The organism is Bradyrhizobium sp. USDA 4538, assembly GCF_024171045.1.
GTDB classification, from domain to species: Bacteria; Pseudomonadota; Alphaproteobacteria; order Rhizobiales; family Xanthobacteraceae; genus Bradyrhizobium; species Bradyrhizobium australafricanum.
In genome coordinates this window covers 864,769-890,588 of sequence record NZ_JALJZE010000001.1, presented here as the reverse complement: position 1 = coordinate 890,588, position 25,820 = coordinate 864,769, and the positions used below count along the sequence as shown (strand labels likewise).

The window sequence follows — 25,820 nt, the reverse complement described above, 5'->3', positions numbered from 1 at the left end:
ATGGCGCGGCGGTCACCGGTCAAGGTCGTCGGCAGCCGCCTCGTGCAGGCGCTGCCGGTGATCCTGCTCGCGACCTTCATGGTGTTCGCGCTACTCAAGCTGGTGCCCGGCGACATCGCCGTGACGCTGGCGGGCGACAACGCGACCGACGCACGGATCACCGAGATCAGGAAGATCTACGGCCTCGACCGCCCGTTCCTGGTGCAATACGGCGCCTGGCTCGGCAATGTCGCGCAAGGCGATCTCTCGCAATCGCTATTGACCGGCGAGAAGGTCGCGGACTCGATCGGGCGCGCGTTTCCGAACACGCTGCTGATCGTCGTGATCGCGCTGGCGCTGGCGCTGGTCACGGGCATCCCGATGGGCGTGATGGCCGCGATCAAGCCGAACGGCTGGATCGACAAGCTGATCAGCATGCTGGCGTCGCTCGGCGTCGCGGTGCCCGGCTTCTGGCTCGCGATGATCCTGGTGGCGGAATTCTCGCTGAAGCTGAACTGGCTGCCGGCGACCGGCGCAAAATCCTTCAGCGCCTCGCCGGTCGATGCGATCAGGCATGCGCTGCTGCCGGGCATTGCGATCGCGGCCTACGGCATGGCCGAGGTCGCGCGCCAGCTGCGCGGCGCGCTGCTGGAGGTGCTGTCGTCGCAATATGTCCGTACCCTGCATGCCAAGGGGCTGTCGATGTCCCGCATCCTCTGGCAGCACGGCCTCAAGAATGTCGGCGTCAATCTGCTCACCATCATCAGCCTTTTGGTCAACCGCATGCTGGCGGCGACCGTGGTGACCGAGGCGGTGTTCGCCATTCCCGGCCTGGGCAGCCTGATCGTGCGCGGCGCGATCCAGCGCGATTTCCCGATCGTGCAGGGCGTCGTCTTCACCATGGTGGTGGTTGTGATCGCGGTGAATCTGATCACCGATTTGCTCTGCGCCGCGGTCGATCCGAGGATCGAGCAATGACCGAGGTGGCGCTTGCACCCCTGAAGGCACCGGCGCGGCCGACGCGGCTGCGGCGCTTTGCGCGCTGGCTCGCCGGCGACCTCCGCGCCGCGCTGTCGATCCTGGTGCTCGTGGTGCTCGTCGTCGTCGCAATCGGTGCGCCCTGGATCGCGCCCTATGCGCCGACCGCGCAGGACGTCAACAACATGCTGGCGCCGCCGGGGCCGGCCCATCTGCTCGGCACCGACGATCTCGGCCGCGACATCTTCTCCCGTTTGATCTACGGCGCGCCGGCCACCGTCTACGCAAGCCTGCTTGCGGTCGGCGTCGCGGTCCTGATCGGGCTGCCGGTCGGGCTGACCGCCGGCTATTTCGGCGGCTGGATCGACGACATCATCAGCCGCATCATCGACACCTTCCTGTCGTTCCCCGCCATCGTGCTGGCGATCGCGGTCACCGGCGCGCTCGGCATCGGGCTGACCAACGGCATGATCGCGGTCGGCATCACGATGTTTCCGGCGCTGGCGCGCATCGTCCGCGCCCGCACGCTGATCGTGCGGCAGGAGCTCTATGTCGATGCCTCCAGAGGCTTCGGCGCGCCGACTTGGCATGTGCTGTGGCGGCACGTGCTGCCGAACACGCTGCAGCCGGTCATCGTGCAAGTGACGCTCTTGCTCGCCGCTGCCCTCTTGGCCGAAGCCAGCCTGTCGTTCCTCGGCCTCGGCATCCAGCCGCCGGACCCGAGCTGGGGCGCGATGCTGGCGCGCGCCTATCAATACATGGAAATCGCCCCGGAGCAGATGTATGCGCCGGGCCTTGCCATTCTCGTCGTCTCCCTGGCGTTCAACGCGCTCGGGGAGTCCTTGCGTGTCGTGCTCGATCCGACCATGAAGGATCGCTGATCTTTGGTGAAGATGTCATGTCCTTCAAAAAATTGCTGATTGCGAACCGCGGTGAGATCGCGATCCGGATTGCCCGCGCCGCTGCCGACAGCGGCATCGCGACCGTCGCGATCTATCCCGCCGACGATGCCGCCTCGCTGCATGTCCGATCCGCCGACGCGAGCCACGAGATTCCAGGCCGCGGCGCGCGGGCCTATCTCGACATTGAGGCGGTGGTTGCGGCGGCCAAGGCCGCAGGCTGTGACGCGCTGCATCCGGGCTACGGCTTCCTCAGCGAGAACACGCAATTGGCGCGGCGCTGTGCCGAGGAGAAGATCACCTTCGTCGGCCCGTCGCCGGAGGCGCTCGATCTGTTCGGCGACAAGGCCAAGGCAAAGGCGCTGGCGAAGAAATGCGGCGTCCCGATCATTGCCGGCACATCGGGCGCGACCAGTCTGGACGAGGCAAAGGCCTTCTTCGGCTCGCTCGGCGCCGGCGCCGCCGTGATGATCAAGGCGATCGCCGGCGGCGGCGGGCGCGGCATGCGCGTGGTCGAGGATGCCGCCAAGCTCGACGAGGCCTATGCGCGCTGCCAGTCGGAGGCCAAAGCGGCGTTCGGCAGCGATGCCGTTTATGTCGAACGGCTGATCCGCAAGGCCCGCCATATCGAGGTGCAGATCATCGGCGACCGTTACGGCGCCATCAGCCATCTCTGGGAGCGCGAATGCACCATCCAGCGCCGCAACCAGAAGCTCATCGAGGTGGCGCCGAGCCCGTCGCTGAGTGATGGCATGCGCGCGCGCATCATCGAGGCGGCAAAGCAGCTCGCGACCGCCGCGCGCTACGACAATCTCGGCACCTTCGAATTCCTGGTCGATGATGAAGCCGGCGAAGGTGAGGGCGCGTTCGCTTTCATCGAGGCCAATCCGCGGCTCCAGGTCGAGCACACCGTCACCGAGGAGGTGCTCGGCGTCGACCTCGTGCGCGTGCAGCTCGCGGTCGCGGCCGGCGCCACGCTGGCCTCGCTCGGCCTCGCGCAATCAGCGGTGCCGCTGCCGCGCGGCTATGCGATGCAGCTGCGCGTCAACATGGAGGTGATGGACGAGGCGGGAGTGACAAAACCGACCGGCGGCACGCTCGCCGTGTTCGACCTGCCGTCCGGCCCCGGCGTTCGCGTCGATACCTTCGGCTATTCCGGCTACAGGACCTCTGCCGCGTTCGATTCGCTGCTGGCAAAAGTCATCGTGCATTCGCCGAGCCCAAAATGGACCGACGTGGTGCACAAGGCATCGCGCGCCTTGCGTGAATTCCGGATCGGCGGCGTCGCCACCAACATCCCGTTCCTCGGCGCTATTCTGGCGCACCAGAGCTTTGGCCGGAACAAGATCAGCACCAACTTCATCGATACCCATGTTGCGGCGCTGGTCGGCGCGGCGCAGGATCTCGCCGCACCATTGATCGAAGTGAGCGAGGCGGCTGCGACCAAGGCCGTTGCTGCCGAAGCAGCGCCTGAGGGATCGCTCCCGGTGCCCGCGCCGCTGCAGGGCACGATCGTGGCGATCGAGGTCGCGGAGGGCGATCTGGTTCGGCCCGGCCAGCAGATCGCGGTGCTGGAATCGATGAAGATGGAGCATCTGGTCACGGCGCCGCATGGCGGCCGGGTGACCAGGATCGCGGGCGGCATCGGCGTCACCCTGATGCATGGCGAGCCGATCCTGTTCTTCGAACCGGCCGAAGTCGACGGCCATCACGCTGCGGAGGAGGCCGCGATCGATCTCGATCACATCCGGCCTGATCTCGCCGAACTGATCGCGCGCAAGGCGATCACGCTGGACGAGAACCGCCCGGCCTCGGTCGAGCGCCGCCGCAAGACCAACCAGCGCACCGCGCGCGAGAACATCGCGCAGCTGGTCGATGAGGGCTCGTTCATCGAATACGGCTCGCTGGCGATCGCGGCGCAGCGCCGCCGGCGCAAGGTCGAGGACCTCATCAAGAACACGCCGGCCGACGGCCTGATATCAGGCGTCGCCACCGTCAACGCCAAGGATTTCGGCGCCGACGGCGCGCGCTGCATGGTGATCTCCTACGACTACACCGTGCTCGCCGGCACGCAAGGGCACATGAACCACAAGAAGATCGACCGCATGCTCGGCCTCGCCGAGCAGTGGCGCATGCCGCTGGTGTTCTACGCCGAGGGTGGCGGCGGCCGTCCCGGCGATACCGACCGGCTCGGCATGACCGGCCTCGACGGCCCGTCCTTCGTGCAGTTCGCAAAACTCTCCGGGCTGGTGCCCGTGGTCGGCGTGGTCTCCGGCTATTGCTTCGCCGGCAATGCCGCGATGCTCGGCGTCTGCGACGTCATCATCGCAACCAGGAATGCGTCGATCGGCATGGGCGGTCCGGCGATGATCGAGGGCGGCGGGCTCGGCGTCTACCATCCGGCCGAGGTCGGCCCGGTCTCGTTCCAGTCGCCGAACGGCGTGATCGACATCCTGGTCGAGGACGAGGCCGAGGCGACCGCGGTGGCGCAGAAATATCTGTCCTACTTTCAGGGCGCCGTGCAGGACTGGAAGGCGCCGGACCAGCGGCTGCTGCGCCGTGCGATCCCGGAAAATCGCCTGCGGGTCTACGACATCCGCAACGTGATCGACCTGATCGCCGACGAGGGCTCGGTGCTGGAGATCCGCAGGGATTTCGGCGTCGGCATGATCACGGCCTTTATCCGCATCGAGGGCAAGCCGTTCGGCCTGATCGCCAACAACCCGAAGCATCTCGGCGGCGCGATCGATGCGCCGGCCGGCGACAAGGCCGCGCGCTTCATGCAGTTGTGCGACGCCTTCGACATCCCGATCGTCTCGCTCTGCGACACGCCGGGCTTCATGGTCGGCCCCGAGGCCGAGAAGACCGCGATCGTCCGCCACGTCGCGCGGATGTTCGTCACCGGCGCCAGCATCACGGTGCCGCTGTTCGGCATCGTGCTGCGCAAGGGCTATGGCCTCGGCGCACAGTCGATGATCGGCGGCGGCTTCCACGCCTCGTTCTTCACGGTGGCGTGGCCGACCGGCGAGTTCGGCGGCATGGGTCTCGAAGGCTATGTCCGCCTCGGCTTCCGCAAGGAGATGGAGGCGATCGAGGACCCGGTCGAGCGCGAGAAGTATTTCCAGACCAAGGTCGCCGAGCTCTACGCCAACGGCAAGGCGGTCTCGATCGCCTCGGTGCTCGAGATCGACGAGGTGATCGATCCCGCCGACACAAGGCACTGGATCATGGCCGGCCTGCGCTCGGTGCCGAAGCCGGAGCCGCGCACGCATCGCAAGCGGCCGTGCATTGACGCGTGGTAAGCGAAGCTGGATGTGTAGGATGGGTAGAGCGAAGCGAAACCCATCAATTCTCTCTCCGCGGCGCAAATGATGGGTATCGCTTCGCTCCACCCATCCTACGGGATGTCGTCCTGGCGAAAGCCAGGACCCATTACCCCAAATCATAATTGTTGCGCGACGCTGGGGTAGCGATCCCGTTCATCACCGAATGCGGTGGTTATGGGTCCTGGCTTTCGCCAGGACGACAGTGGTGATGCGGCAGGCGCCTGTCGTCACCGAGAGAGTTAGACCGGACAGCCGAGAGAACTACGCCAACCGCAACTCCGCATACCCTTTCGCCGCCACCTCGTCGCATCGCGCGCGATATGCCGGGGCGCTGCCGCTGTAGCGGGCGACGATGCGGGTTTGCTTGCCCTCGACGTTGCGGTTGATGCCGGTCATCCAGGAATCGACCTCGTTGGACAGCAGGCCGACGCCGAGCGCCTTGACATGCTCGGTCCAGTTCGCGGTGCCTTCAGGCGTGGCATCGAGGAAGGTCAGGTCTCTCTCCTGCGCAAAGTGGATCAGCCCGGTGACCCAGTCCACGCTGTATTCGATGCTGCGCGGGATGTTGCCGAGTGCGGTGTGCGGGCCCATCAGCATCATCATGTTGGGGAAGCCGTCGACCATCAGCCCGAGATAGGTTTCCGGGCCGCCCGTCCATTTCTCCTTCAGCCGCGCACCGTGTGCGCCGCGGAAATCGATCCTGTCGAAGCTGCCGGTGATGGCATCGAAGCCGGTGGCGTAGATGATGATGTCGAAGGCGTAGTCCTTGTCGCTGGTGCGGATGCCCTCGGGCGTGATCCGCTCGATCGGCGTCTCCTTGATATCGACCAGCTCGACATTGTCGCGGTTGTAGACCTCGTAATAGAAGGTCTCGAGCGGCAGCCGCCGCGTGCCGAAGCCGTGGTTCTTCGGGATGAGCATCTCGGCGACCGCCTGGTTCTTCACGCGCTGACGGATCTTGTGCGCGACGAAATCGCTGATCGTGGCATTCGCCGCGCGGTCGATCAGGATGTCCTTGAAGTTGCCCTGCCAGATGCCGAAGCCGCGCTCGCCATAGAGCTTCTCGTAGAACGCCTCGCGCTCCGCCTCGCTCACCTCGAACGCGCCGCGCGGATCGGGCGTATGCACGAAGCAGGCGAAGGTCTCCTTGCAGCGCGCGAAGATCTCGGGATAGCCGGCCTTGATCCTGGCTTGCGTCTCGGCGTCGATCTTGCCGTTGTGCAGCGGCGCCGCCCAGTTGGCGGTGCGCTGGAACACGGTGAGACGCCCGACCTCGCCGGCGATGGTCTGGATGGTCTGGATGCCGGTCGCGCCGGTGCCGATCACGGCGACGCGCTTGCCGGTGAAATCCACCTTCTCCTTCGGCCAGCGCGCGGTGTGAAACGATTGGCCCCTGAAATCATCGCGGCCCTCGATGCGCGGCAGGGTCGGCGTCGACAACGGGCCGATCGCGGTGATCAGGAAGCGGCAGGAGTGCTGCGCGCCGCTTTCGAGCGTGATCCGCCAGCTTCGCGTGTCGTCCTGGTAGATCGCGGACGTGACGCGGCTCTCGAACTGGATGTCGCGGCGCAGGTCGAACTTGTCGGCGACATAGTTGCAGTAGCGCAAGGTCTCGGGCTGGCCGGCGAAATGCTCCGACCATTCCCATTCCTCGAGCAGCTCCTTCGAGAACGAGTAGCCATAGGAATAGCTCTCGGAATCGAAACGCGCTCCGGGATAGCGGTTCCAGTACCACGTGCCGCCGACGCCGGTGCCGGCCTCGAACACGCGCGCGCTGAGACCAAGCTCGCGCAGCCGATAAAGCTGGTACATGCCGGACAGGCCGGCGCCGATGATGATGACGTCGTAGTCCAGCGCAGCCGTCTGGGCGGTGTTGTCCTGGCGCAATTCGGCCACCTGTCGTTGCTCCCCGATGGATCGATTGTCGGCAAGGCTAGCCGGTCTTCCTGCTGCCGACAAACATCGCGGAGCGGGGCAGCTATCGGGATTTGCCGGGTGCGTCGGTCCGCGCGCATTCCGCGCGGCGGACTGTCCGCCCCGCGGCTTTACTCGGCCGCGGGATTCCCTTTATCGTCGGCCCGACACGACGATCGCCCGCCAAGCGGCGACGGAACCTAACGGGAGTGAAGCGATGGGAGAGGCGCTGCGCAGGCCGACGTCGACAGACGTCAGCAATCCCCGGCTTTACCAGGATGACACCTGGCGGCCGCTGTTCGCGCAACTCCGCCGCGACCATCCCGTGCATTATTGCGAGGCGTCGGCCTACGGCCCCTACTGGTCGGTGACGCGCTACGACGACATCTTCGCGGTCGAGCTGGATCACCAGAACTATTCGTCGGCATCCGAGCTTGGCGGTATCCAGGTCGCGGACCAGCCGAAGGGGCAGGAGCGGCCGAGCTTCATCCGCATGGACCCGCCCGGCCACACCGCGCAGCGCCGCACGGTGGCGCCGATCGTGGCGCCGTCGAACCTCGCCAATTTCGACGCCCTGATCCGCAAGCGCACCTCAGCCGTACTCGATGCGCTGCCGCGCAACGAGACCTTCGACTGGGCCGAGCGGGTCTCGGTCGACCTCACCAACATGATGCTGGCGACGCTGTTCGATTTCCCTTCTGAAGACCGCGCCAAGCTGACCTGGTGGTCGGATGTCGCGATCGCCAACGTCGAATCCCCCGACGCGGTGGTGCATTCGGAGGCTGAACGCACCGCCGAACTGGTCAAGATGGGAGAATATTTCCGCAAGCTGTGGGACGCGCGGGCCGATGCGCCGCCGACCTTCGATTTGATCTCGATGCTGGCGCATTCGGACGCGACGCGGAATCTGGAGCCGCGCGAGTTCATCGGCACGATCGGCCTGCTGATCGTCGGCGGCAACGACACCACGCGCAACTCGATGTCGGCCGGCCTGATGGCGCTGTGCGAGAACCCGGAGCAGTTCGAGCTGGTCCGCGCGAAGCCGGAGCTGATCCCGAACCTGGTGTCCGAGACCATCCGCTACCACACGCCGGTGCTGCACATGCGCCGCACCGCACGCAATGATGTCGAGCTTGCCGGCCGCCGGATCAAGAAGGGCGACAAGGTCGTGATGTGGTACATCTCCGGCAACCGCGACGAGGACAAGATCGAGCGTGCCGATGAATTCATCATCGACCGTGCCAAGCCGCGCCAGCATCTCGCCTTCGGCGCCGGCGTCCACCGCTGCGTCGGCGACCGCCTGGCCGAGCAGCAACTGCGAATCCTCTGGGAGGAGGTTCTGGCGCGCGATCTGCGTTTTGAGCTGATGGGCCCGCCGCAAAGGCTCTATTCCAATTTCATCCGCGGTATACGAAGCTTGCCGGTGAGAATCGTCAATTGAAGTTGTGGGTTGTCATTCCGGAGCGATGCGGAGCATCGAATCCGGAATCTCGAGATTCCGGGTCTGGTCCTTCGGACCATCCCGGAATGACGGGGTCATCTGAGATCAAGGAACAAGAATGAAGAACGATCCCGTTGACGTCCTGATCATCGGCGCCGGCGCCTCCGGCGCTGCGGTGGCCTGGAGCCTCGCCGATACCAAGATGCACATCCTCTGCCTCGATCAGGGCGGCTGGATGAATCCGGCCGAATATCCAAGCACCGGGCGCGACTGGGAGGCGAAGTTCTACGGCGAGTGGTCGTCCAGCCCGAATGTTCGCAAGCGGCCCGAGGACTATCCGATCAACGACGACAATTCGCCGATCAAGGTCGTCAACTTCAACGCCGTCGGCGGCTCGACGGTGATGTACACCGCGCACTGGCCGCGGCTGCATCCGTCCGACTTCAAGGTGAAGACGCTCGACGGCGTCGCCGATGACTGGCCGATCGACTACGACGCGCTCACCCCGTTCTTCGAGGAGAACGATCGGATGATGGGCGTGTCGGGCCTGTCGGGCGATCCGCTGTCGCCGCTGAGCCATCCGCCGATGCCGCAGCAGCCGCTCGGACTATCGGGCCCGCTGATCGGCAAGGCCATGAACAAGCTCGGCTGGCACTGGTGGCCGTCGGACACGACCGTGGCGACGATGGATTACGAGGGCAGGGCGCGCTGCATCAATCTCGGCCACTGCACGCCGGGCTGCGCGCAGGGTGCCAAGGCCTCGACCGACATCACCTACTGGCCGCACGCGGTCCGCGCCGGGGTCGAGCTCAAGACCCATTGCCGGGTGCGCGAGATCCTGACCAACGAGCACGGCATGGCCTCCGGTGTGGTCTATTACGACAGGGACGGAGTCGAGCAGTTTCAGCCGGCCGAAGTCGTCATCATCGCCTGCAACGGCGTCGGCACGCCGCGGCTGCTGCTCAATTCGGCGTCAGGCAAATTCCCGAATGGCCTCGCCAACTCGTCAGGCCTGGTCGGCAAGAACCTGATGTTCCACCCCTACGCGCAGATCTACGGCTTCGTGAAGGAGCCGACCGACAGCAACCGCGCCCCGCCGACCTGCCTGTGGAGCAAGGAGTTCTACGACACCGATCTGTCGCGCGGCTTCGTCCGCGGCTACGGCATCCAGTTCGGCCGCGGCGCCGGGCCGGTGTTCGAGGCGGTCGCGAGCGAGCAGAAGGGCATCCTGCCCTGGGGCAAGGATCATCACCGCGTGTTCCGCAAGCTCAACGGGCATCGTCTCGCGGTGTCGGCGATCTGCGAGGATCTGCCGGAGGAGCACAACCGCGTCACGCTCGATCCCGTGTTGAAGGACAGCCACGGCATCCCCGCGCCGAAGATCGACTACACGATCAGCGCGAACAGCCGGAAGATGATGGATCACGGGCTGGCGCGCGGCCGGGAGATCCTCGAGGCCGCCGGCGCCACCGACATCTGCATCAATGATCCGATCCCGTGGGGCGGCTGGCATCTGCTCGGCACCGCGCGGATGGGCACCGATCCGGCGCGCTCCGTGGTCAACGAATGGGGCCGCTCGCACGACGTGAAGAACCTCTTCATCGTTGACGGCAGCATCTTCGTCACCTCGGGCGGCGTGAACCCGACCTCCACCATCCAGGCCCTTGCGCTCTACATCGCCGACCAGATGAAGCAGCGCCTCGCCAATCTGTTCGACTGAGACCGCCAGAGACCGACATGTCCGATAGCAATCAACTGACTGCAGCCCAGCGCGCCGATCTGCGCACCGTCGCCGCGATGATTGTTCCCGCAAGCGACGAGTACAAGGTGCCGGGGGCGGACGATGCCGCGATCCAGGCCGACATGCTGGCGACGCTCGGCCGCGACACCGCGCTGGTCGCGCAGGCGCTGGATCATCTGGCCAAGCTCGCGGGCAAGCCGCTCGCCGAGCTCGACGATGCCGGGCGCGATGCGGTGGCGCGGGAGTTTCGTAGCCATGGCGGCGCGGCCGCGGCGACGCTCGTCCGCGTGGTGCTGCAATGCTATTACCGCGACGACCGCGTGTTGCGCTCGCTCGGCCTCGAGCTGCGCGCGCCTTTCCCCAAGGGTCATGTGCTGCCGGAGGGCGACTGGTCGCTGCTCGATCCGGTCAGGGCGCGCGGCGGGGTGCTGCGGCGGGCGACCTAGCGTTGTGTCCGTGACTTGACAGTCCATTCCGTCATTCCGGGGCGCGACGAAGTCGCGAACCCGGAATCCAGAGGTCGTGCATCGAGATTCCGGGTTCTCGCTTCGCGAGCCCCGGAATGACACTGAGTCAATCGCGCGTCAGAGACGCAGCCCTAGCCATCCGGGCAGGTGCAGGGCGTAACCACTTGCGGCGCGGGAAGCCGGTCACCATCTGAGGAGACCAAAGGACTCTCGCCATGCTGGATTTTACCTCAGATACCGCCGGTGACACGCCGTCAGCGGCGACGGCCGATGCTGCCCAAGTCGCAACCCAGGTCGATGACCGGGCTTTGCTGGATGCCTATTCCAATGCCGTGATCGACGTCACCGACCGCGTCGGCCCCGCCGTGGTCCGGGTCGAAACCGGGCCGAAGGTGCGCAATGCGCGCGAGCGCGGCGGCCTCGGCTCGGGCATCGTGATCTCGCCCGATGGCTTCGTGCTGACCAACAGCCATGTGGTCGGATCGTCGAAGGAGATCCGCCTGCGCGACACCGAGGGCTTCGTCACCGACGCCCATGTGCTCGGCGTCGATCCCGACACCGATCTCGCGCTGCTGCGGGCCGATGGCGCGCGCGATCTGCCTTACGCGTCGCTCGGCAACTCCAAGACGCTGCGGCGCGGCCAGCTCGTGGTCGCGATCGGCAATCCGCTCGGCTTCGAATCGACCGTCACCGCCGGCGTGGTGTCGGCGCTCGGACGTTCGATCCGCTCGGTGAGCGGGCGCACCATCGAGGACGTGATCCAGACTGACGCCGCGCTCAACCCCGGCAATTCCGGCGGGCCGCTGGTGTCGTCGAAGGGCGAGGTGATCGGCATCAACACCGCGATCATCAACGGCGCGCAGGGCATCTGCTTTGCGGTCGCCAGCAACACCGCGCAGTTCGTGCTGTCGGAGATCATCCGGCACGGCTATGTCCGCCGTGCCTATATCGGCGTTGCCGGGCAGACCGCGCCGGTGCCGCGGCGCCATGCGGTGCTCGCCGGCGTCGAGAACAAGATGGGCGCGCTCCTGATGCAGATCGAGCCGGACAGCCCGGCGTCGCGGGCGAGCCTGCTGCCGGGTGATGTCGTGATCAAGCTCGACGGCATCGAGGTCAACGGCGTCGACGACCTGATCCGCGCGCTCGATCACAGCCGGATCGACCGCACCCTCTCGATGGACGTGCTCCGCCTCGGCCGCCTGCGCGCGATCGAGATCCATCCGATCGAGAGGAAGCCGGCGAAGCAGTAGCGCTACTGCATCCACGCGCGAGCTGCACCCTCTCCCCCTGTGGGAGAGGGTGGCTTCGCTGCGGAAGCAGCGAAGCCGGGTGAGGGGTTTCTATCCGCGAGTTCGTCTGCGGAGAGAACCCCTCATCTGGCGCTTCGCGCCACCTTCTCCCACAAGGGAGAAGGAAGAGGGACCGCGAGTGCCGCTACTGCGGGGCCGCCAGTAGCTCGTCGGGCTGCTCGACCATCATCGTGCGACCGGCACCATCTTCACAGCGCGGGCAATATCGGGTCTCGGAGGCGAAGCGAAAATCTTGTACTTGTCCTGAGCTTTACCGGTTGTGATCCGTAGCGGACAAAAATGCGCGCTGATTCAGCGAAGCTATGCATGAGCGGTTATCTCGCGTTTCTGTGCTGGGCGACGATCTGTTCAGCGCAATCGATACCAAGGCGCGAGTGGTGCGAGAGAGTAGCGACATTCTTTAGACCGGCGTTGCGGTGTGGCGAGGTTGCTACAGCCATCGCCGGAGACTCGGCGCATGCTGCGTTTCTCGGGGATCATGCGGGATGAAGGTCATGCGGAAATTCCTTTCCGGAGTGGCGGTACTCATCGCCCTGGCGGGCCCCGCCATCGCTGCCGATTTGCGGCTTCCAATCGAGGCACCGCCACCCACCGCCCCGTCATGGAACTGGACTGGCTGTTACACCGGCGGCCACGCGGGGTGGCTGGGCGCCTCCAAAAGGGATTGGATTGTGCGAACGACCGGTGGCGCCCATCTCGGCGAGTCACTCGGCGGCCATGACTCCGATAGCTGGGTCGCCGGAGTTCAGGCCGGCTGCGACTATCAGTTTGCCGGCGGCTTCGTGATCGGCCTGCAGGGCGACTACGCCTGGACGGATGCGATCGGTCGCCATGACAGCGCGCGCGAGGTGGGCGTGGCCTATCACAGCCGGGTGGACGCGCTGGCATCAGTCACCGGCCGCATCGGCTACAGCTTTGGTCGCTTCCTCGGATATGTGCGAGGAGGCGGCGCCTGGGAGCGCGACGCGTACTGGGCAACAACCACGATTCTCGGCACCGCGTACGCGGCTCGCGCGACACACCCGGGATGGACCATCGGTATCGGCGGCGAATACGCTTTCACGGACTATCTGTCCGCTTTCGCCGAATACAATTACTACGACTTCGCCACCAACCGGATCGCGTTCGCTCCCCAGTTGGCCGGGCTCCCGCCGGCATTCGTGGACGTGCAGGAGCGTACAAGCGTCGTGCGCGTCGGGCTCAACCTCCGATTCGGAACAATCGGAGCGCCTGTTGCGGGGAGATACTGAACCGCCCCAGACCACAACGATGATTTCTAGTCGGCTTCTGGCCCTCTCGGCGACGGGCGCGTACGCTGTTGCGCAAGGGCGACGGGGGCCGTTCCCAGGAATTCGGAATAATAGAATATATCGCTGAGTTGCCCGACAAGTCAAGTCGCTTGTCCGAGTGCTAGCGGCCACCCAGCTACTTTGCATGGGGTTGTTTTCGGCTTTTTTGGGGGGAGAGCCCCTCATCCGGCGCCGTAGCCGACGCTGCGCGTCGGCGTTGAAACGGCGGCCGTTTGCCGCCTATGCCACCTTCTCCCACATCCGCCTTCGCCAAGGCTACGGCGGACATGAGGGGAGAGGGGAAGAGCGCTATCGCAGCGCCGCCAGCAGCTCGTCGGGCTGCTCGACCATCATCATGTGGCCGGCGCCTGGCAGCACCACGGTGCGGGCATTCGGCGTCGCGGCGGCGAGTGTCTTGCCGGCCTTGGCCGGGGTCATCATGTCACGTTCGCCGAGGATGAAGGTCGCGGGCACCTTGACCGCGGCAGCAGCCGTGAGCGCGTTCTGGTAGGCGTTGCAGGCGTTGAGGTCGTTGTAGAGCACGCCGGGCTTCGCCTCCTGCAGCACCCGCTGCGCGCCCTGGTGCATCCACAGGCCGGGCGCGAGGCTGCCGCCGAGCTCGGCCTTGAAGCCGAGGCCCCAGATCGAGACCATGGCGATCGCCGCGACGTCATTGGCTTCGGCGGCCTTCAGGAGATCGGGGCCAACCGTCATGGTCGCGGCGGTGCCGATCAGCGCGAGGCCGGAGACCTTGTCGGGATGCCGCGCCGAGGTCTCGATCGCGATCAGCGAGCCCATCGAATGGCCGATCAGCCGCGCTTTCGACGCGCCGGCTGCCGTGATCAGCGCCGCGATCCAGTCGGCCATCTCGGCGATGGTCGGGAGCGGCTTGCCGGCGGAGCGGCCGTGGCCCGGCAGATCCGGCGCCAGCACGGAATAGCCATGATGGGCGAACCAGCGGCTGTGCAGCGCCCAGGTCGAGGAATCGAAGCCGGCGCCGTGGATCATCACCACCGCCGGCAGCGACGGATCGAACGGCTTGCCGCCGGTCGCGATGAAGGTGTCTGATCCGTTCACGGAAAGCTGCATGGCGCTCAAGTCCTTTGCGAGGCGCGCAGCGCCTGGCCGAGATCGTCGATGATATCCTGCGCGGTTTCGATGCCGACCGACAGCCGCACCAGCTCCTCGCCGATGCCGGCGGCCTTGAGCTGCTCGGCGTCCATCTGCTGATGCGTGGTGCTGGCGGGATGGATCACCAGCGTCTTGGCGTCGCCGACATTGGCGAGATGGCTGATCAGCTTCAGGGACTCGATGAACTTCTTGCCGGCGGCGCGGCCGCCCTTGATGCCGAAGCTGACGATCGAGCCGGCGCCGCGCGGCAGCAGCTTCTTGGCCAGCGCGTAATCCGGATGCGTCTCCAGCGAGGGATGCAGCACCCAGTCGACCGCCTTGTTCGCGGCGAGGGCGTCCAGCACCGCATGGGTGTTGCTGACATGGCGATCCATGCGGACGCCGAGCGTCTCGATGCCCTGCAGCAGCTGGAAGGCGTTGGTCGGCGACAGGCAGGCGCCGAAATCGCGCAGGCCCTCGGTGCGGGCGCGCATGATGAAGGCGGCCTTGCCGAACTGCTCGTCGAAGACGATGCCGTGATAGCCGGCATAGGGCTCGGTGAGCTGCGGGAATTTGCCGGAGGCGCGCCAGTCGAACCGCCCGCCATCGACGATCACGCCGCCGATCGCGATGCCATGGCCGCCCATCCACTTGGTCGCCGAGTTCATCGCGATGTCGGCGCCGAGCTCGATCGGCTGGCTGAGATAGGGCGTCGCGAAGGTGTTGTCGATCAGCAGCGGAATCTTCGCGTCATGCGCGATTTGAGCCACCGCGGGGATATCGAGTACTTCGAGGCCGGGATTGCCGATGGTCTCGCCGATCACGAGGCGGGTGTTCGGCTTGATCGCGGCACGGAATTCGTCGAGCCCACGCGGCTTCACGAAGGTCGTGGTGATGCCGAACCGCGGCAGCGTGTGCGCCAGCAGATTGATGGTGCCGCCATAGAGTGAGGCGGAGGCGACGATATGGTCGCCGGCATTGAGCAGGGTTGCGATCGCAAGGTGCATCGCGGCCATGCCGCTGGCGGTGCATATCGCGCCGACGCCGCATTCAAGCGCGGCGATCCGCTCCTCCAGCACTGATGTCGTCGGGTTCGAGATGCGGGTGTAGATGTGGCCGGCGCGCTCCAGATTGAACAGCGCCGCGGCATGATCGGCATCCTGGAACACGTAGGACGTGGTCTGATAGATCGGAACCGCGCGCGCGCCGGTCGCGGGATCGGGGCGCTGGCCGGCGTGCAGGCTCAGGGTTTCGAAGGCAGGCGGCTTGGGTGCGGGCATGCGAAACTCGTCAGGTCAGTCGATGGGAGTGATATCTGTGCCGGTTTAGACGTGAACTGCGGTGCGAACACGGCCGACATTGCCGAACACGCGCAAATAGCGCTCGACCTCGGACGGGATGCCGGTCGCCTTCTCCGGATTGTCGGAGAGCTTGACGGCCGGGCGTCCGTCGACCGACGTCACCTTGCAGACGATCGAGATCGGGTCGAGCTCGGCGGTGCCGTCGGGTGCGCAGCCGACGAAATCGTTGGTGAGGTTGGTGCCCCAGCCGAAGCTGACGCGCACGCGTCCCTTGAAATGGTGGAACGTCTCCTCGATCGAGCCGACATCCATCGCGTCGGAGAACACCAGCAGCTTCTCCTTGGGATCGCGGCCCTTCTGCTTCCACCATTTGATGATCTCTTCGCCGGCCGTGATCGGCGGCGCACTGTCGGGCCGAAAGCCGGTCCAGTCGGCGACCCAATCGGGCGCGTCGCGCAGGAACGGCTTTGTCCCGAAGGCATCGGGCAGCGCGATCAGCAGGTTGCCGCCATAGGTGTGGCGCCATTGGTCGAGGATGCGATAGGGCGCCCAGCGCAGCGCCTCGTCGTCATTGGCGAGCGCGGCCGCGACCATCGGCAGCTCATGTGCGTTAGTGCCGATCGCCTCGAGGTCGTTGTCCATCGCGAGCAGCACATTCGACGTTCCGGTGAAGGAGGGGCCGAGGCCTTCCTTCACCGCCTCGACGCACCAGCGCTGCCAGAGGAAGCCGTGGCGGCGGCGTGTGCCGAAATCGGACAGCCGCAAGCCGTCCAGCTTGCGCAGCCGCTCGACCTTGGCCCACAGCTTGGCCTTGGCGCGGGCGTAGAGCACGTCGAGCGCGAAGCGACCGTAGGTCTTGGTTGCTGCGCGCGAGCGCAGCTCGTTGAGGATCGCGAGCGCCGGGATCTCCCACATCGTGGTGTGGGTCCACGGCCCGTGGAAATGGAGCTCGTACTGGCCGTCGACCTTGTGCAGCTCGTATTCGGGCAGCCGGAAGTTCGACAGCCAGTTGATGAAGTCGGGCGAGAACATCTGGGTCTTGCCGTAGAACGTGTTGCCCGCGAGCCAGATCAGCTCCTTCTTGGTGAAGCGGATGGTGCGGGCGTGGTCGAGCTGGGCACGCAGCTCGGCCTCGTCGATGACCTCGGCGAGCCGGATATGGGTCGAGCGGTTGATCACCGAAAAGGTCGTGCGGGTGTCCGGATAGCATTCCCGGATCATCTGCTGCATCAACAGCTTGTAGAAATCGGTGTCCAGCAGGCTGCGCACGATCGGGTCGAGCCGCCAGCCGTGGTTGTAGGTCCGGGTCGCGATATCTGTCACGGTCATGCGGGAACCTTAGCCTGCCGGGCGCCGCCCGCCCAGTGGGTATCGGGCGGAACATGGCAGGTCAGCGCGCTATGGTCTGCCGTATACGGCCGACGGTGGCGGCGACATCGGCCCAGGCCGGCTTATCAGGGGCGAATTGCCGCCGCAGGAAGGTGACGAGCTCGGCGACCTGGCCGTCGCTCATGCTGTCCTTGAAGGCCGGCATGTAGCCCAGATCGGTCACGGCCGGCTTGGCGATGCCGTGCAGGATCACCTGGATCAGATTGTCGGGCGCGTCGCTGTGCAGATTGCTGTTGAGCGCCAGCGACGGCCGGCTGCCGAACAGCGGCAGGCCGCCGACCTCATGGCAGACCGCGCAGGCGCCTTGATAGATCCGGCCTCCCGCCGAGGCCGCGGTGGTGACGACGGTGCCGGTTTCGAGCTTAGCGGCCAAGGCATCGTGCGCCGGCCGGTCGGCGCCGTCGTTGAACGAGGCGAGGTAGACCGCCATTGCACGAATGTCCTGGTCGGGCAGCGCGGCGAGCTCCTGCACGACCGGCGCCATCGGTCCTGCGGCAACGCCGTGCAGGCGCGACTCGCCGGTGCGCAAATAGGCGTAGAGCTCGTCCTCGCTCCAGGGGATCGGCGCCTTCGACAGCGATGTCAGCGCCGGCGCCTCCCAACCTTCCGCGAAGCCGCCGGCGAGATAGGCCGCTTGCCGTTCGGCGCCGAGCGCATTGCGCGGCGAGTGGCAGGCGCTGCAATGGCCGAGCCCTTCGATCAGATAGGCGCCGCGATTCCATATCGCTGACTTCGATGGATCGGGCTGGAACGCCTGCGCCTGATGGAACAGCGCATTCCATCCGGCGAGCAGCGGCCGCAGGTTGAACGGAAAGGCGAGCGCGTTGGCCGGCGTCTCGGCGTGCACCGGCGTCTGCGCCATCAGATAGGCATAGAGCGCCTGCAGGTCGGCATCACTGGTCCTGGCGAAGTGCGTGTACGGGAACGCCGGATAGAGATGGCGTCCGTCGCGATGGATGCCCTCGCGCATCGCGCGCTCGAAGGCGGGATAGGACCAGGCGCCGATGCCGGTGTCGACGTCGGGCGTGATGTTGGTGGTGAAGATGGTGCCGAACGGCGTCTCCAGCGGCCGGCCGCCGGCGTTCGAAACGCCATGCTCCGACGTGTGGCAGACGGCGCAGGCGCCGAGCGCTGCAAGCTCCTTGCCACGGGCGATCGTCGCGGCGGAATACACCGACGCGTCGGGCCGGGCGATCGGCGCGATCGCGCGCGACGGCAGCACGGCCGCGCCGATGCCGATCGCCGCTGCGCAGAGTGCGGCAATGCCGGCGAGCACGCCGCCGCGCTTTGCAAAGGGATTCTGCCATCTGTTGAGGTCGGCCGTCTGCGCAGGCGGCGGGAGCGGGGCGGGCGCGACCGGTTGCTCGCCGCGCAATCCCTTCAGGATGCGTTCCGGTGTGAACGGCAATTCGCGGAAGCGGACGCCGGTCGCGTCGTAGATCGCATTGGCGATCGCGGCGGCGCTCGGCACCGAGGCGGACTCGCCGACGCCGAGCGGCGGTTGATCCTGCCGCGGCAGCATCAGCACATCGATCTTCGGCAGCTCGGGGAATTTGATGATGGGGTAGGCGCCCCATTCCCGCGCGGTCACCGCGCCGCGCTCGAAGGACACTTCCTCCATCAGCGCGCGGCTGGTCGACTGGATGATGTTGCCTTCGATCTGGTGCCGCACGCCCTCCGGATTGATCATCAATCCGGAATCCTGGCCGGCGACGACGCGCGTCACGCTGACATCGCCGGTCGCCTTGTTGACCGCGACATCGGCGATCCACGCCGACCATGCCGCGCCGTAACCGGGAAACTTGCTGTGCACGTAGAGCGCATAGGCAAAGCCGCGGCCGCGCACGATGTCGCCGTCCGCCTCGGGCTCTTTCCACACCGGGCGCGGCGTCCAGCCGGCGCGCTCGGCAACGGCATTGACGAGATCGATCGCGCGCTTGTCCCTGAGATAGCGCAGCCGGTATTCGATCGGATCGACCTTCGCCTCCGCCGCAAGCTCGTCGATGTAGGATTCATGCGCAAAGGTATTCGGCAGCGCCGAGACGCCGCGAAACCAGGACGCGCGCACGATCGGCGGCATGTCGTTGGCGATCACGCGCATGTTCTCGTAGTCGTAGGGCGGGATCGCGGTGCGGTCGCCCATCTCGAACACCGCGGCTTCAGGCGCGATCCGCCCGGTGAGCAGCAGCGCCAATGTCGGCGCGCCGTTCGAGGGATAGCGCGTGGCAAAATCGTAACCGGCGACGCTGCCGTCGGCGTTGAGCCCGCCATTGACGTCCATCAGCTGCGCGGTGCCTTTCGGCTCCCAGGCATGCTCCTGCTCGCGGGTCAGCTGCACGCGCACAGGACGGCCGACCGCGCGCGACAGCAATAGCGCATCGGCGGAAACATCGTCGGCGCAGTTGCGGCCGTAGCAGCCGGCCGCCTCCATCCGGATCACGTCGATCTCGGATTCCGGCCGCTGGATCAGCAGCGCGAGGTCGCCGCGCAGGATGTGCGGGTTCTGCGTGCCGGACCAGACCCGGATCGCGCCCTCGCTGTAATCGGCAACCGCGCAGGACGGGCCGATCGAGCCGTGCATCTGGTAGGGCCAGACGTAAGTCCGCTGCATCGGCTTGGCGGCCGCCTTGATCGCGGCGTCGACGTCGCCCTTGTCGATCAGCTGGCGCGGCGTCGAGGGATTGGCGCGCAGCGCCTTCTCCACGTCGGCAAGATCGGTCAGTCCCGGTCCGGGCTTCCAGCTCACCGTGAGCTGCGCGGCAGCCTTGGTCGCATTCTCCTCGCGCTCAGCAACGACGCCGACGAAATCGCCGATCCGCACCACCGCGACGAGGCCTGGAATATCGCGCACCGAGGCTTCATCGACCGCAATCAGGCTGGTGCCGACGAACGGGCCGGCATCGACGCCGGCGTAAGGCGGGCGGACGACACGGCCGTGCAGCATGCCGGGCACGCGCAAATCGTGGACATAGACGAGCTCGCCGGTAGCCTTCGCCGGCACGTCGACGCGCGGCACCGACTTACCGACGACCGAATAGGCGCTCACCGCCTTGACCGGAACCTCGTCGGCGAGATCGAGCCGGATGGTCTCGTCCGCGATCAACTCGCCATAGCTGATGCTGCGGTTGTCGTGACCGCGGATCAGGCCGTCCTCGATCGTGAGGTCAACAGCCGGCAGCTCAAGCCGCTCGGCCGCGCGTGCGACCAAGAAGTGCCGCGCTTGCGCGGCGGCCTTGCGCAGGGGAACGGCGGTGATCTGGATGGTTTCGCTTGCGATCGTCGGGCCCTGGTTCGGCACCACGGCGGTGTCGCCGAGGATCACGACGACGCGGGCAAAGGAGACGTCGAGCTCTTCGGCAACGATCTGACCGAGCGCGGTGCGGATGCCGGTGCCGAGATCGACATGGCCGTTATAGGCATTGACCGTGCCGTCGGCCGTGATGGTGATGAAGGTCTCGAACTCATCTTCGGCGCCCAGCACCGCAGGGCGGACGACCGACAGCGAGCCGCGCTGGCGTTGCTCAGGAGCCCGTGCGTCCACCATCAATCGCGCGCCTCAAGGGCGTGACCGGCCGCGCGCATCGCCGCGCGGATGATCTCGATATGCGCGCCGCAACGGCAGAGATTGTAGCGCAACGCCTCCAGCACCTCATGCTCGGACGGATTGGGATTGCGCATCAGCAAGGCCTTGGTGGTGATAATCATGCCGTTGAGGCAATAGCCGCACTGCGCGGCCTGCTCGTGGATGAAGGCATCTTGCACCGGATCGGGATGCTCGCGGCTGCCGAGGCCTTCGAGCGTCACGATGTTGCGGTCCGCACAGCCTTCGATCGGAATCACGCAGGCACGCGCAGCGACGCCGTCGATCAGCACCGCGCAGGCGCCGCACTCTCCGAGCCCGCAGCCGTATTTCGGTCCGTTCAATTCGAGGTCGTTGCGCAGCACGTAAAGCAATGCGGTGTCGGGAGCGGCGTCGACATCATGATTCCTGCCGTTCACGGTCAGGCGCATTGCCCCGGTTCTCCCTGATGTTTTGCGCTGCAACGCCAGCGTCGGATCGCCGGCGAGGATAACGTTTGTATACAAACGTGCAAGCGGCGGCATGCCGCGCTGCAGCGCGTGCCCGCTTTATGAACAGGGTGCGCAAGCGAAGGGCAGGGTTTGATTGCAAAGGCCGCTTGACAGCTCCCGGGCTCGCGCGCAGGATCATTCGTATACGAACGATATGCATGGGAGGCGGAAGCGCAGTATGATCGACCGCCGCCACAAGTCCAGGCTTGGTCACGATGGCTGACACAATGACCGTCGCCGCCGGCGACAAGATCCGCTGCGATGCCTGTCCGGTGATGTGTTACATCAAGCCGGGCGCGGCCGGCGCCTGCGACCGCTATGCCAATCATGACGGCACGCTGGTGCGCGTCGATCCGCACGTCGTGCTGGAGCGCACCGTGTCGCATGGCGGCAAGCTGGTTCCGTTCCAGGTGAGCGGCGACTGGGACGGCAAGATCGTCCGCCAGCCCGAACTGTTCGTCACCGCGATCGGCGCAGGAACAACCTATCCGGATTACAAGCCGGCGCCCTTCATCGTGTCGTCGGAGGTCGACGGCGTCGACATGGTCACCGTGGTGACCGAAGGCATTTTCTCCTATTGCGGCGTCAAGGTGAAGATCGACACCGACCGCTACCTCGGCCCGGAAACCGCGACCGTGCGCTCGGACGGTGAGGCGGTCGGCCATGTCACGACCAGCGAATATGGCTCGCAGATGCTCTCGCTCGGCGGGGTGCATCATTTGACCGGCGGCTCCAAGAAGGAAGGCCGCGTCACCTGCGACACGCTGATGGATCTCTCCAACTGCAAGGCGGTCGAGTTGACCATCGACGGCGGCGCCACCGTCGTGGTGCAGGCCGGCAGGCCGCCGATCGTCAATGGTGTGGCAGAAGAGCGCATGCGGGTCGGCTGTGGCTCGGCGACGATCGGCATGTTCGCCAAGCAATGGCACGGCAAGGTCGATGAGGTCGTGGTGGTCGACGATCACATCACCGGCGTGCTCAGCGAGCACCAGGCCGGCAAGCTGCTCGACATCGCCGACACCGGGATCAAGATGAAGGGGCGGCGCTCGACGCCGGGCCGCTATTTCCAGGTCGCCGATCCCGGCACCGGATGGGGCGGCACCAACATCTCCGATCCGCTGTCGATCCTCGGCCCCTTCAATGCGAAGGAGGCGCGGCCGGGGCTCACCATGCTGATGGTCTCGACCACCGGCGAGCATGCGTCCTATTACGTGCTCGACGAGGCGTTGAAGCCGGTCGAGACCGAGATGCCCGCCGATCTCAGATTTTCGGTCGAGCGCATCCAGGAGAATTGCGAGCCGGCGCTGTGCACCGTGCTGTTCATGGGCGGCGCGGGCGGATCGTTGCGCGCCGGCGTCACCGATAATCCGGTGCGGCTGACGCGCTCGGTGAAGGACGCGCTGACGCGGGTGACCAGCGGCGGCGCGCCGGTCTATGTCTGGCCCGGCGGCGGCATCACCTTCATGGTCGATGTCACGCAGATGCCGGCCGGCGCCTTCGGCTACGTGCCGACCCCGGCGCTGGTGGCGCCGATCGAGTTCACGATGAAGCTGTCGGATTACGCGGCGCTCGGCGGCCACATGGATTATGTCCGGCCGCTGTCATCGCTGCGCGACAGTGCCGAAGTCCGGCCGATGCCATATCTCCCCGGGCGGCGCGCATGAAGCGGCTCCCGCAAATCGCGCTTCTTCCTGACGGCAAGCGGCTGCATTTGCAGGACGGTCCGATTGATCTGGTTGTCGAGGCCAAGGGCGGCGATGCTGACATTCGTACCGCCTATCAGGCTGCGGCGGCGCGCTTCACCGGATTGCTTGACGAACTCTGCGCGGAACTGACCGAACTGCGCAGCGCAGCCGCTCCGGGCGGGTGCACGCTGAAAGGCGTGGTCGCGCGGCGGATGCATGCAGCGGTCGCGCCGTTTGCCGCCGATTGCTTCATCACGCCGATGGCGGCGGTCGCGGGCTCCGTCGCCGAGGAAATCCTCGGCGCGATGCTTGAGGCCACGCCGCTCGACCGCGCCTATGTCAACAATGGCGGCGACATCGCCCTGCATCTCGGCGACGGCGAACAATTCACCGTCGGCCTGATGGATCGGCCGGACCGTCGCGGCGTGATGCGCACCATAATGGTCGATGCCGACACGCCAGTCCGCGGCATCGCGACCAGCGGCCGCCACGGTCGCAGCTTTTCGCTGGGCATTGCCGATGCCGTCACCGTACTGGCGCGGACGGCGTCGCAGGCGGATGCCGCGGCGACCGTGATCGCCAACGCGGTCGATCTGCCGGATCACCCCGCGATCCTGCGCTGTCCGGCGAGCGAATTGCAGCCCGACAGCGACCTTGGCGCGCGGCTGGTGACCCGCGATGTCGGGCGGCTCTCGGAACGCGAGATCGAGCAGGCGCTCGAGGCGGGGGCGGCGCGGGCGCGTGATCTCTTGACGTCGGGATTGATCGAAGGCGCGGCATTGCGTCTACTGGCCGAAACGCGGCTTGTCGGTGCAACTGGGATTGGGGCGCCGGCGTCGCACGCATTACAGAGAAGAACGACAGAACACATGCTGCGGGCATGACCGGGAGCGAGGCAAGATGAGCGCCGTCATTCGCAAGATCGTCACAGTGGTCGAGGAGACCCATCTGGAGATGGGCAAGACCATCGCACCGCCGACAAGGCGGGCCGCCGCCATCGCCGTGATCGAGAACCCCTTTGCCGGCCGCTATGTCGAGGATCTGTCGCCGCTGATCGCGATCGGCGAGGAACTCGGCGAACTGCTCTCGAAGCGGGCCGTCGCCGCGCTCGGCATCGACGGCGCCAAGGCGCACAGCTACGGCAAGGCCGCCGCCGTCGGCGAGAATGGCGAGCTCGAGCATGCGGCGGCGATCCTGCATCCGAAGATGGGTGCGCCGGTGCGCAAGGTGCTGTCGAAGGGCGCGGCGCTGATCCCGTCGTCGAAGAAGCGCTCGGGGCCCGGCACCACGCTGGATATTCCGCTCGGGCACAAGGACGCGGCTTTCGTGCGCAGCCATTTCGACGGCATGGAAGTGCAGATCAACGACGCGCCGCGGGCCAACGAGATCATGGTCGCGGTCGCGGTGACCGACAGCGGGCGACCGCTGCCGCGCGTCGGCGGGCTGACGGTCGGCGAGATCAAGGGCGAAGACGGATTGCGATAATCTCTTTGAAGAAAAACTGGAGGACGGGATGCGTGGTTATTTCGTAGGGGCGGGATTGGCGATCGCGGTCGCGACCATGGCAACGAGTGCCATCACAACGCAGGCCATGGCGCAGAGCGAAATCAAGATCGGCGAGATCAACAGTTACTCGCTGCTGCCGGCGTTCACCGAGCCCTATCGCAAGGGCTGGCAGCTCGCGGTGGAGGAGATCAATGCGGCGGGCGGCATCGGCGGCAAGAAGCTCGTGGTCATTTCCAAGGATGACGGCGGCAAGCCGGCGGATGCGCAGACCGCGGCCAACGAGCTGGTGTCGAGCGAGAACGTCGCGATGCTCACGGGCACGTTCCTCTCCAATATCGGCCTCGCCGTTTCCGACTTCGCCAACCAGAAGAAGGTGTTCTTCCTTGCGGCCGAACCTTTGACCGACGCCATCACGTGGTCGAAGGGCAACCGCTACACGTTCCGCCTGCGTCCGTCGAACTACATGCAGGCCGCGATGCTGGTGGAGGAGGCGGCGAAGCTGCCTGCAAAACGCTGGGCGACGATCGCGCCGAACTATGAATACGGCCAGTCGGCGGTCGCGGTGTTCAAGAAGCTGATGTCGGCGAAGCGGCCCGACATCCAGTGGGTCGACGAGCAGTGGCCGCCGCAGGGCAAGATCGACGCCGGCCCGGTGGTGCAGGCGGTTGCCGCGGCGAACCCGGAAGCGATCCTCAACGTCACCTTCGGCGCCGACCTCGTCAAGCTCGTGCGCGAAGGCAACACCCGCGGCCTGTTCAAGGGCCGCACCGTGGTGAGCTTCCTGACCGGCGAGCCGGAATACCTCGATCCGCTCAAGGACGAGACGCCGGAGGGCTGGATCGTCACCGGCTATCCCTGGTACGCGATCAAGACGCCGGAGCATGACGCATTCCTGAAGGCCTATCAGGCCAAGTACAACGACTATCCGCGGCTCGGCTCGATCGTCGGCTACCAGACCATCAAGGCGGCGGCGGCGATCCTCGCCAAGGCCGGCTCGAGCGATCCGGAGAAGCTGATCGCGGCGGCGGAAGGCATCTCGATGCCGTCGCCGTTCGGCGAGATCACCTTCCGCAAGATCGATCACCAGTCGACGCTGGGCGCCTTCACCGGCAAGACCGCGCTGAAGGACGGCAAGGGCATCATGGTCGACACCGCCTATCGCAAGGGCTCGGACTATCTGCCCAGTGATGCCGAGATCGAGAAGCTGCGGCCGAAGGATTGAACTGCAACCTTCTCCCTCGCCCCGCTCTTGCGGGGAGAGACTTGAACTTCTCCCTCTCCCCGTTCTTACGGGGAGAGGGTTGGGGTGAGGGGCTATTTCCGCGAACGAGCGCGCGGAGAGTCCCCCTCACCCGAATTCAAGCTGGCGCTTGAATTCGACCTCTCCCCGCAGGCGGGGCGAGGTGAGGTGAAC

The 25,820-nt window shown here is 66.1% G+C and carries 18 protein-coding genes; 12 read left to right on the top strand and 6 right to left on the bottom strand.

Annotated features, from left to right (window positions below; all coding sequences use genetic code 11):
• The 3 genes from J2R78_RS03825 to J2R78_RS03815 are packed head-to-tail and all read left to right on the top strand — an operon-like array spanning position 1 to position 5,158.
• Positions 1-957 (top strand): ABC transporter permease, encoded by a 957-nt coding sequence (locus J2R78_RS03825; protein WP_253602970.1) that lies wholly within the window; start codon positions 1-3, stop codon positions 955-957.
• Positions 954-1,838 (top strand): ABC transporter permease, encoded by an 885-nt coding sequence (locus tag J2R78_RS03820; protein ID WP_253602968.1) that lies wholly within the window; start codon positions 954-956, stop codon positions 1,836-1,838. Before J2R78_RS03825 ends, J2R78_RS03820 begins: the two co-directional genes overlap by 4 nt.
• A 17-nt stretch (positions 1,839-1,855) precedes the next feature.
• Positions 1,856-5,158: a carboxyl transferase domain-containing protein gene (locus tag J2R78_RS03815; RefSeq protein ID WP_253635993.1), complete on the top strand. Its 3,303-nt coding sequence runs from the start codon at positions 1,856-1,858 to the stop codon at positions 5,156-5,158.
• A 285-nt stretch (positions 5,159-5,443) separates the two neighbouring features.
• Here the strand turns inward: J2R78_RS03815 and J2R78_RS03810 are convergent, their stop codons facing one another.
• Positions 5,444-7,078: an NAD(P)/FAD-dependent oxidoreductase gene (locus J2R78_RS03810; protein WP_253609749.1), complete on the bottom strand. Its 1,635-nt coding sequence runs from the start codon at positions 7,076-7,078 to the stop codon at positions 5,444-5,446.
• 235 nt (positions 7,079-7,313) lie between these two features.
• Here J2R78_RS03810 and J2R78_RS03805 point away from each other — a divergent pair, with 235 nt between their 5' ends.
• The 5 genes from J2R78_RS03805 (at position 7,314) to J2R78_RS03785 (ending at position 13,305) form a co-directional block, all read left to right on the top strand.
• Positions 7,314-8,537: a cytochrome P450 gene (locus J2R78_RS03805; RefSeq protein ID WP_253609748.1), complete on the top strand. Its 1,224-nt coding sequence runs from the start codon at positions 7,314-7,316 to the stop codon at positions 8,535-8,537.
• 118 nt (positions 8,538-8,655) lie between these two features.
• Positions 8,656-10,257, top strand: a complete 1,602-nt coding sequence (locus tag J2R78_RS03800) for a GMC family oxidoreductase (protein WP_253609747.1) — start codon at positions 8,656-8,658, stop codon at positions 10,255-10,257.
• Between the two features lie 17 nt (positions 10,258-10,274).
• Complete coding sequence (locus J2R78_RS03795) at positions 10,275-10,724, top strand: gluconate 2-dehydrogenase subunit 3 family protein (protein WP_253609746.1); 450 nt, start codon at positions 10,275-10,277, stop codon at positions 10,722-10,724.
• 236 nt (positions 10,725-10,960) lie between these two features.
• Complete coding sequence (locus tag J2R78_RS03790) at positions 10,961-11,995, top strand: S1C family serine protease (protein WP_253609745.1); 1,035 nt, start codon at positions 10,961-10,963, stop codon at positions 11,993-11,995.
• 554 nt (positions 11,996-12,549) lie between these two features.
• The gene (locus J2R78_RS03785) at positions 12,550-13,305 is read left to right on the top strand and encodes an outer membrane protein (RefSeq protein ID WP_253609744.1); all 756 of its coding nucleotides are present in this window, start codon (positions 12,550-12,552) and stop codon (positions 13,303-13,305) included.
• 348 nt (positions 13,306-13,653) lie between these two features.
• On the opposite strand, the gene J2R78_RS03780 is transcribed toward J2R78_RS03785, so the two are convergent.
• The 5 genes from J2R78_RS03780 to J2R78_RS03760 form a co-directional block, all read right to left on the bottom strand.
• Positions 13,654-14,433: an alpha/beta fold hydrolase gene (locus tag J2R78_RS03780; RefSeq protein WP_253609743.1), complete on the bottom strand. Its 780-nt coding sequence runs from the start codon at positions 14,431-14,433 to the stop codon at positions 13,654-13,656.
• Positions 14,434-14,438: 5 nt separating this feature from the next.
• Positions 14,439-15,734: an O-acetylhomoserine aminocarboxypropyltransferase gene (locus J2R78_RS03775; RefSeq protein ID WP_253609742.1), complete on the bottom strand. Its 1,296-nt coding sequence runs from the start codon at positions 15,732-15,734 to the stop codon at positions 14,439-14,441.
• 45 nt (positions 15,735-15,779) lie between these two features.
• Complete coding sequence (gene pncB, locus J2R78_RS03770) at positions 15,780-17,084, bottom strand: nicotinate phosphoribosyltransferase (RefSeq protein WP_028343682.1); 1,305 nt, start codon at positions 17,082-17,084, stop codon at positions 15,780-15,782.
• 61 nt (positions 17,085-17,145) lie between these two features.
• Complete coding sequence (locus J2R78_RS03765; protein WP_253609741.1) at positions 17,146-20,688, bottom strand: molybdopterin cofactor-binding domain-containing protein; 3,543 nt, start codon at positions 20,686-20,688, stop codon at positions 17,146-17,148.
• Positions 20,688-21,155: a (2Fe-2S)-binding protein gene (locus J2R78_RS03760; RefSeq protein ID WP_253609740.1), complete on the bottom strand. Its 468-nt coding sequence runs from the start codon at positions 21,153-21,155 to the stop codon at positions 20,688-20,690. The genes J2R78_RS03765 and J2R78_RS03760 overlap by 1 nt, the downstream gene beginning before the upstream one ends.
• A 275-nt stretch (positions 21,156-21,430) precedes the next feature.
• Between J2R78_RS03760 and J2R78_RS03755 the strand changes: the two genes are divergently transcribed.
• From J2R78_RS03755 to J2R78_RS03740, 4 genes are read left to right on the top strand one after another with little or no spacing between them, the layout of a single operon-like run.
• On the top strand, positions 21,431-22,879 hold the full coding sequence (locus J2R78_RS03755; protein WP_253609739.1) for a 6-hydroxynicotinate reductase: 1,449 nt from the start codon (positions 21,431-21,433) through the stop codon (positions 22,877-22,879).
• Positions 22,876-23,784 (top strand): UPF0280 family protein, encoded by a 909-nt coding sequence (locus J2R78_RS03750; RefSeq protein WP_253609738.1) that lies wholly within the window; start codon positions 22,876-22,878, stop codon positions 23,782-23,784. Before J2R78_RS03755 ends, J2R78_RS03750 begins: the two co-directional genes overlap by 4 nt.
• Before the next feature lie 16 nt (positions 23,785-23,800).
• Positions 23,801-24,385, top strand: coding sequence for an amino acid synthesis family protein (locus J2R78_RS03745; protein WP_016842455.1), 585 nt, complete (start codon positions 23,801-23,803; stop codon positions 24,383-24,385).
• Positions 24,386-24,413: 28 nt separating this feature from the next.
• Entirely contained in the window at positions 24,414-25,628 is a 1,215-nt protein-coding gene (locus tag J2R78_RS03740; protein ID WP_253609737.1) for an ABC transporter substrate-binding protein, read from the top strand.
• The last annotated feature ends 192 nt before the right edge of the window (positions 25,629-25,820 follow it).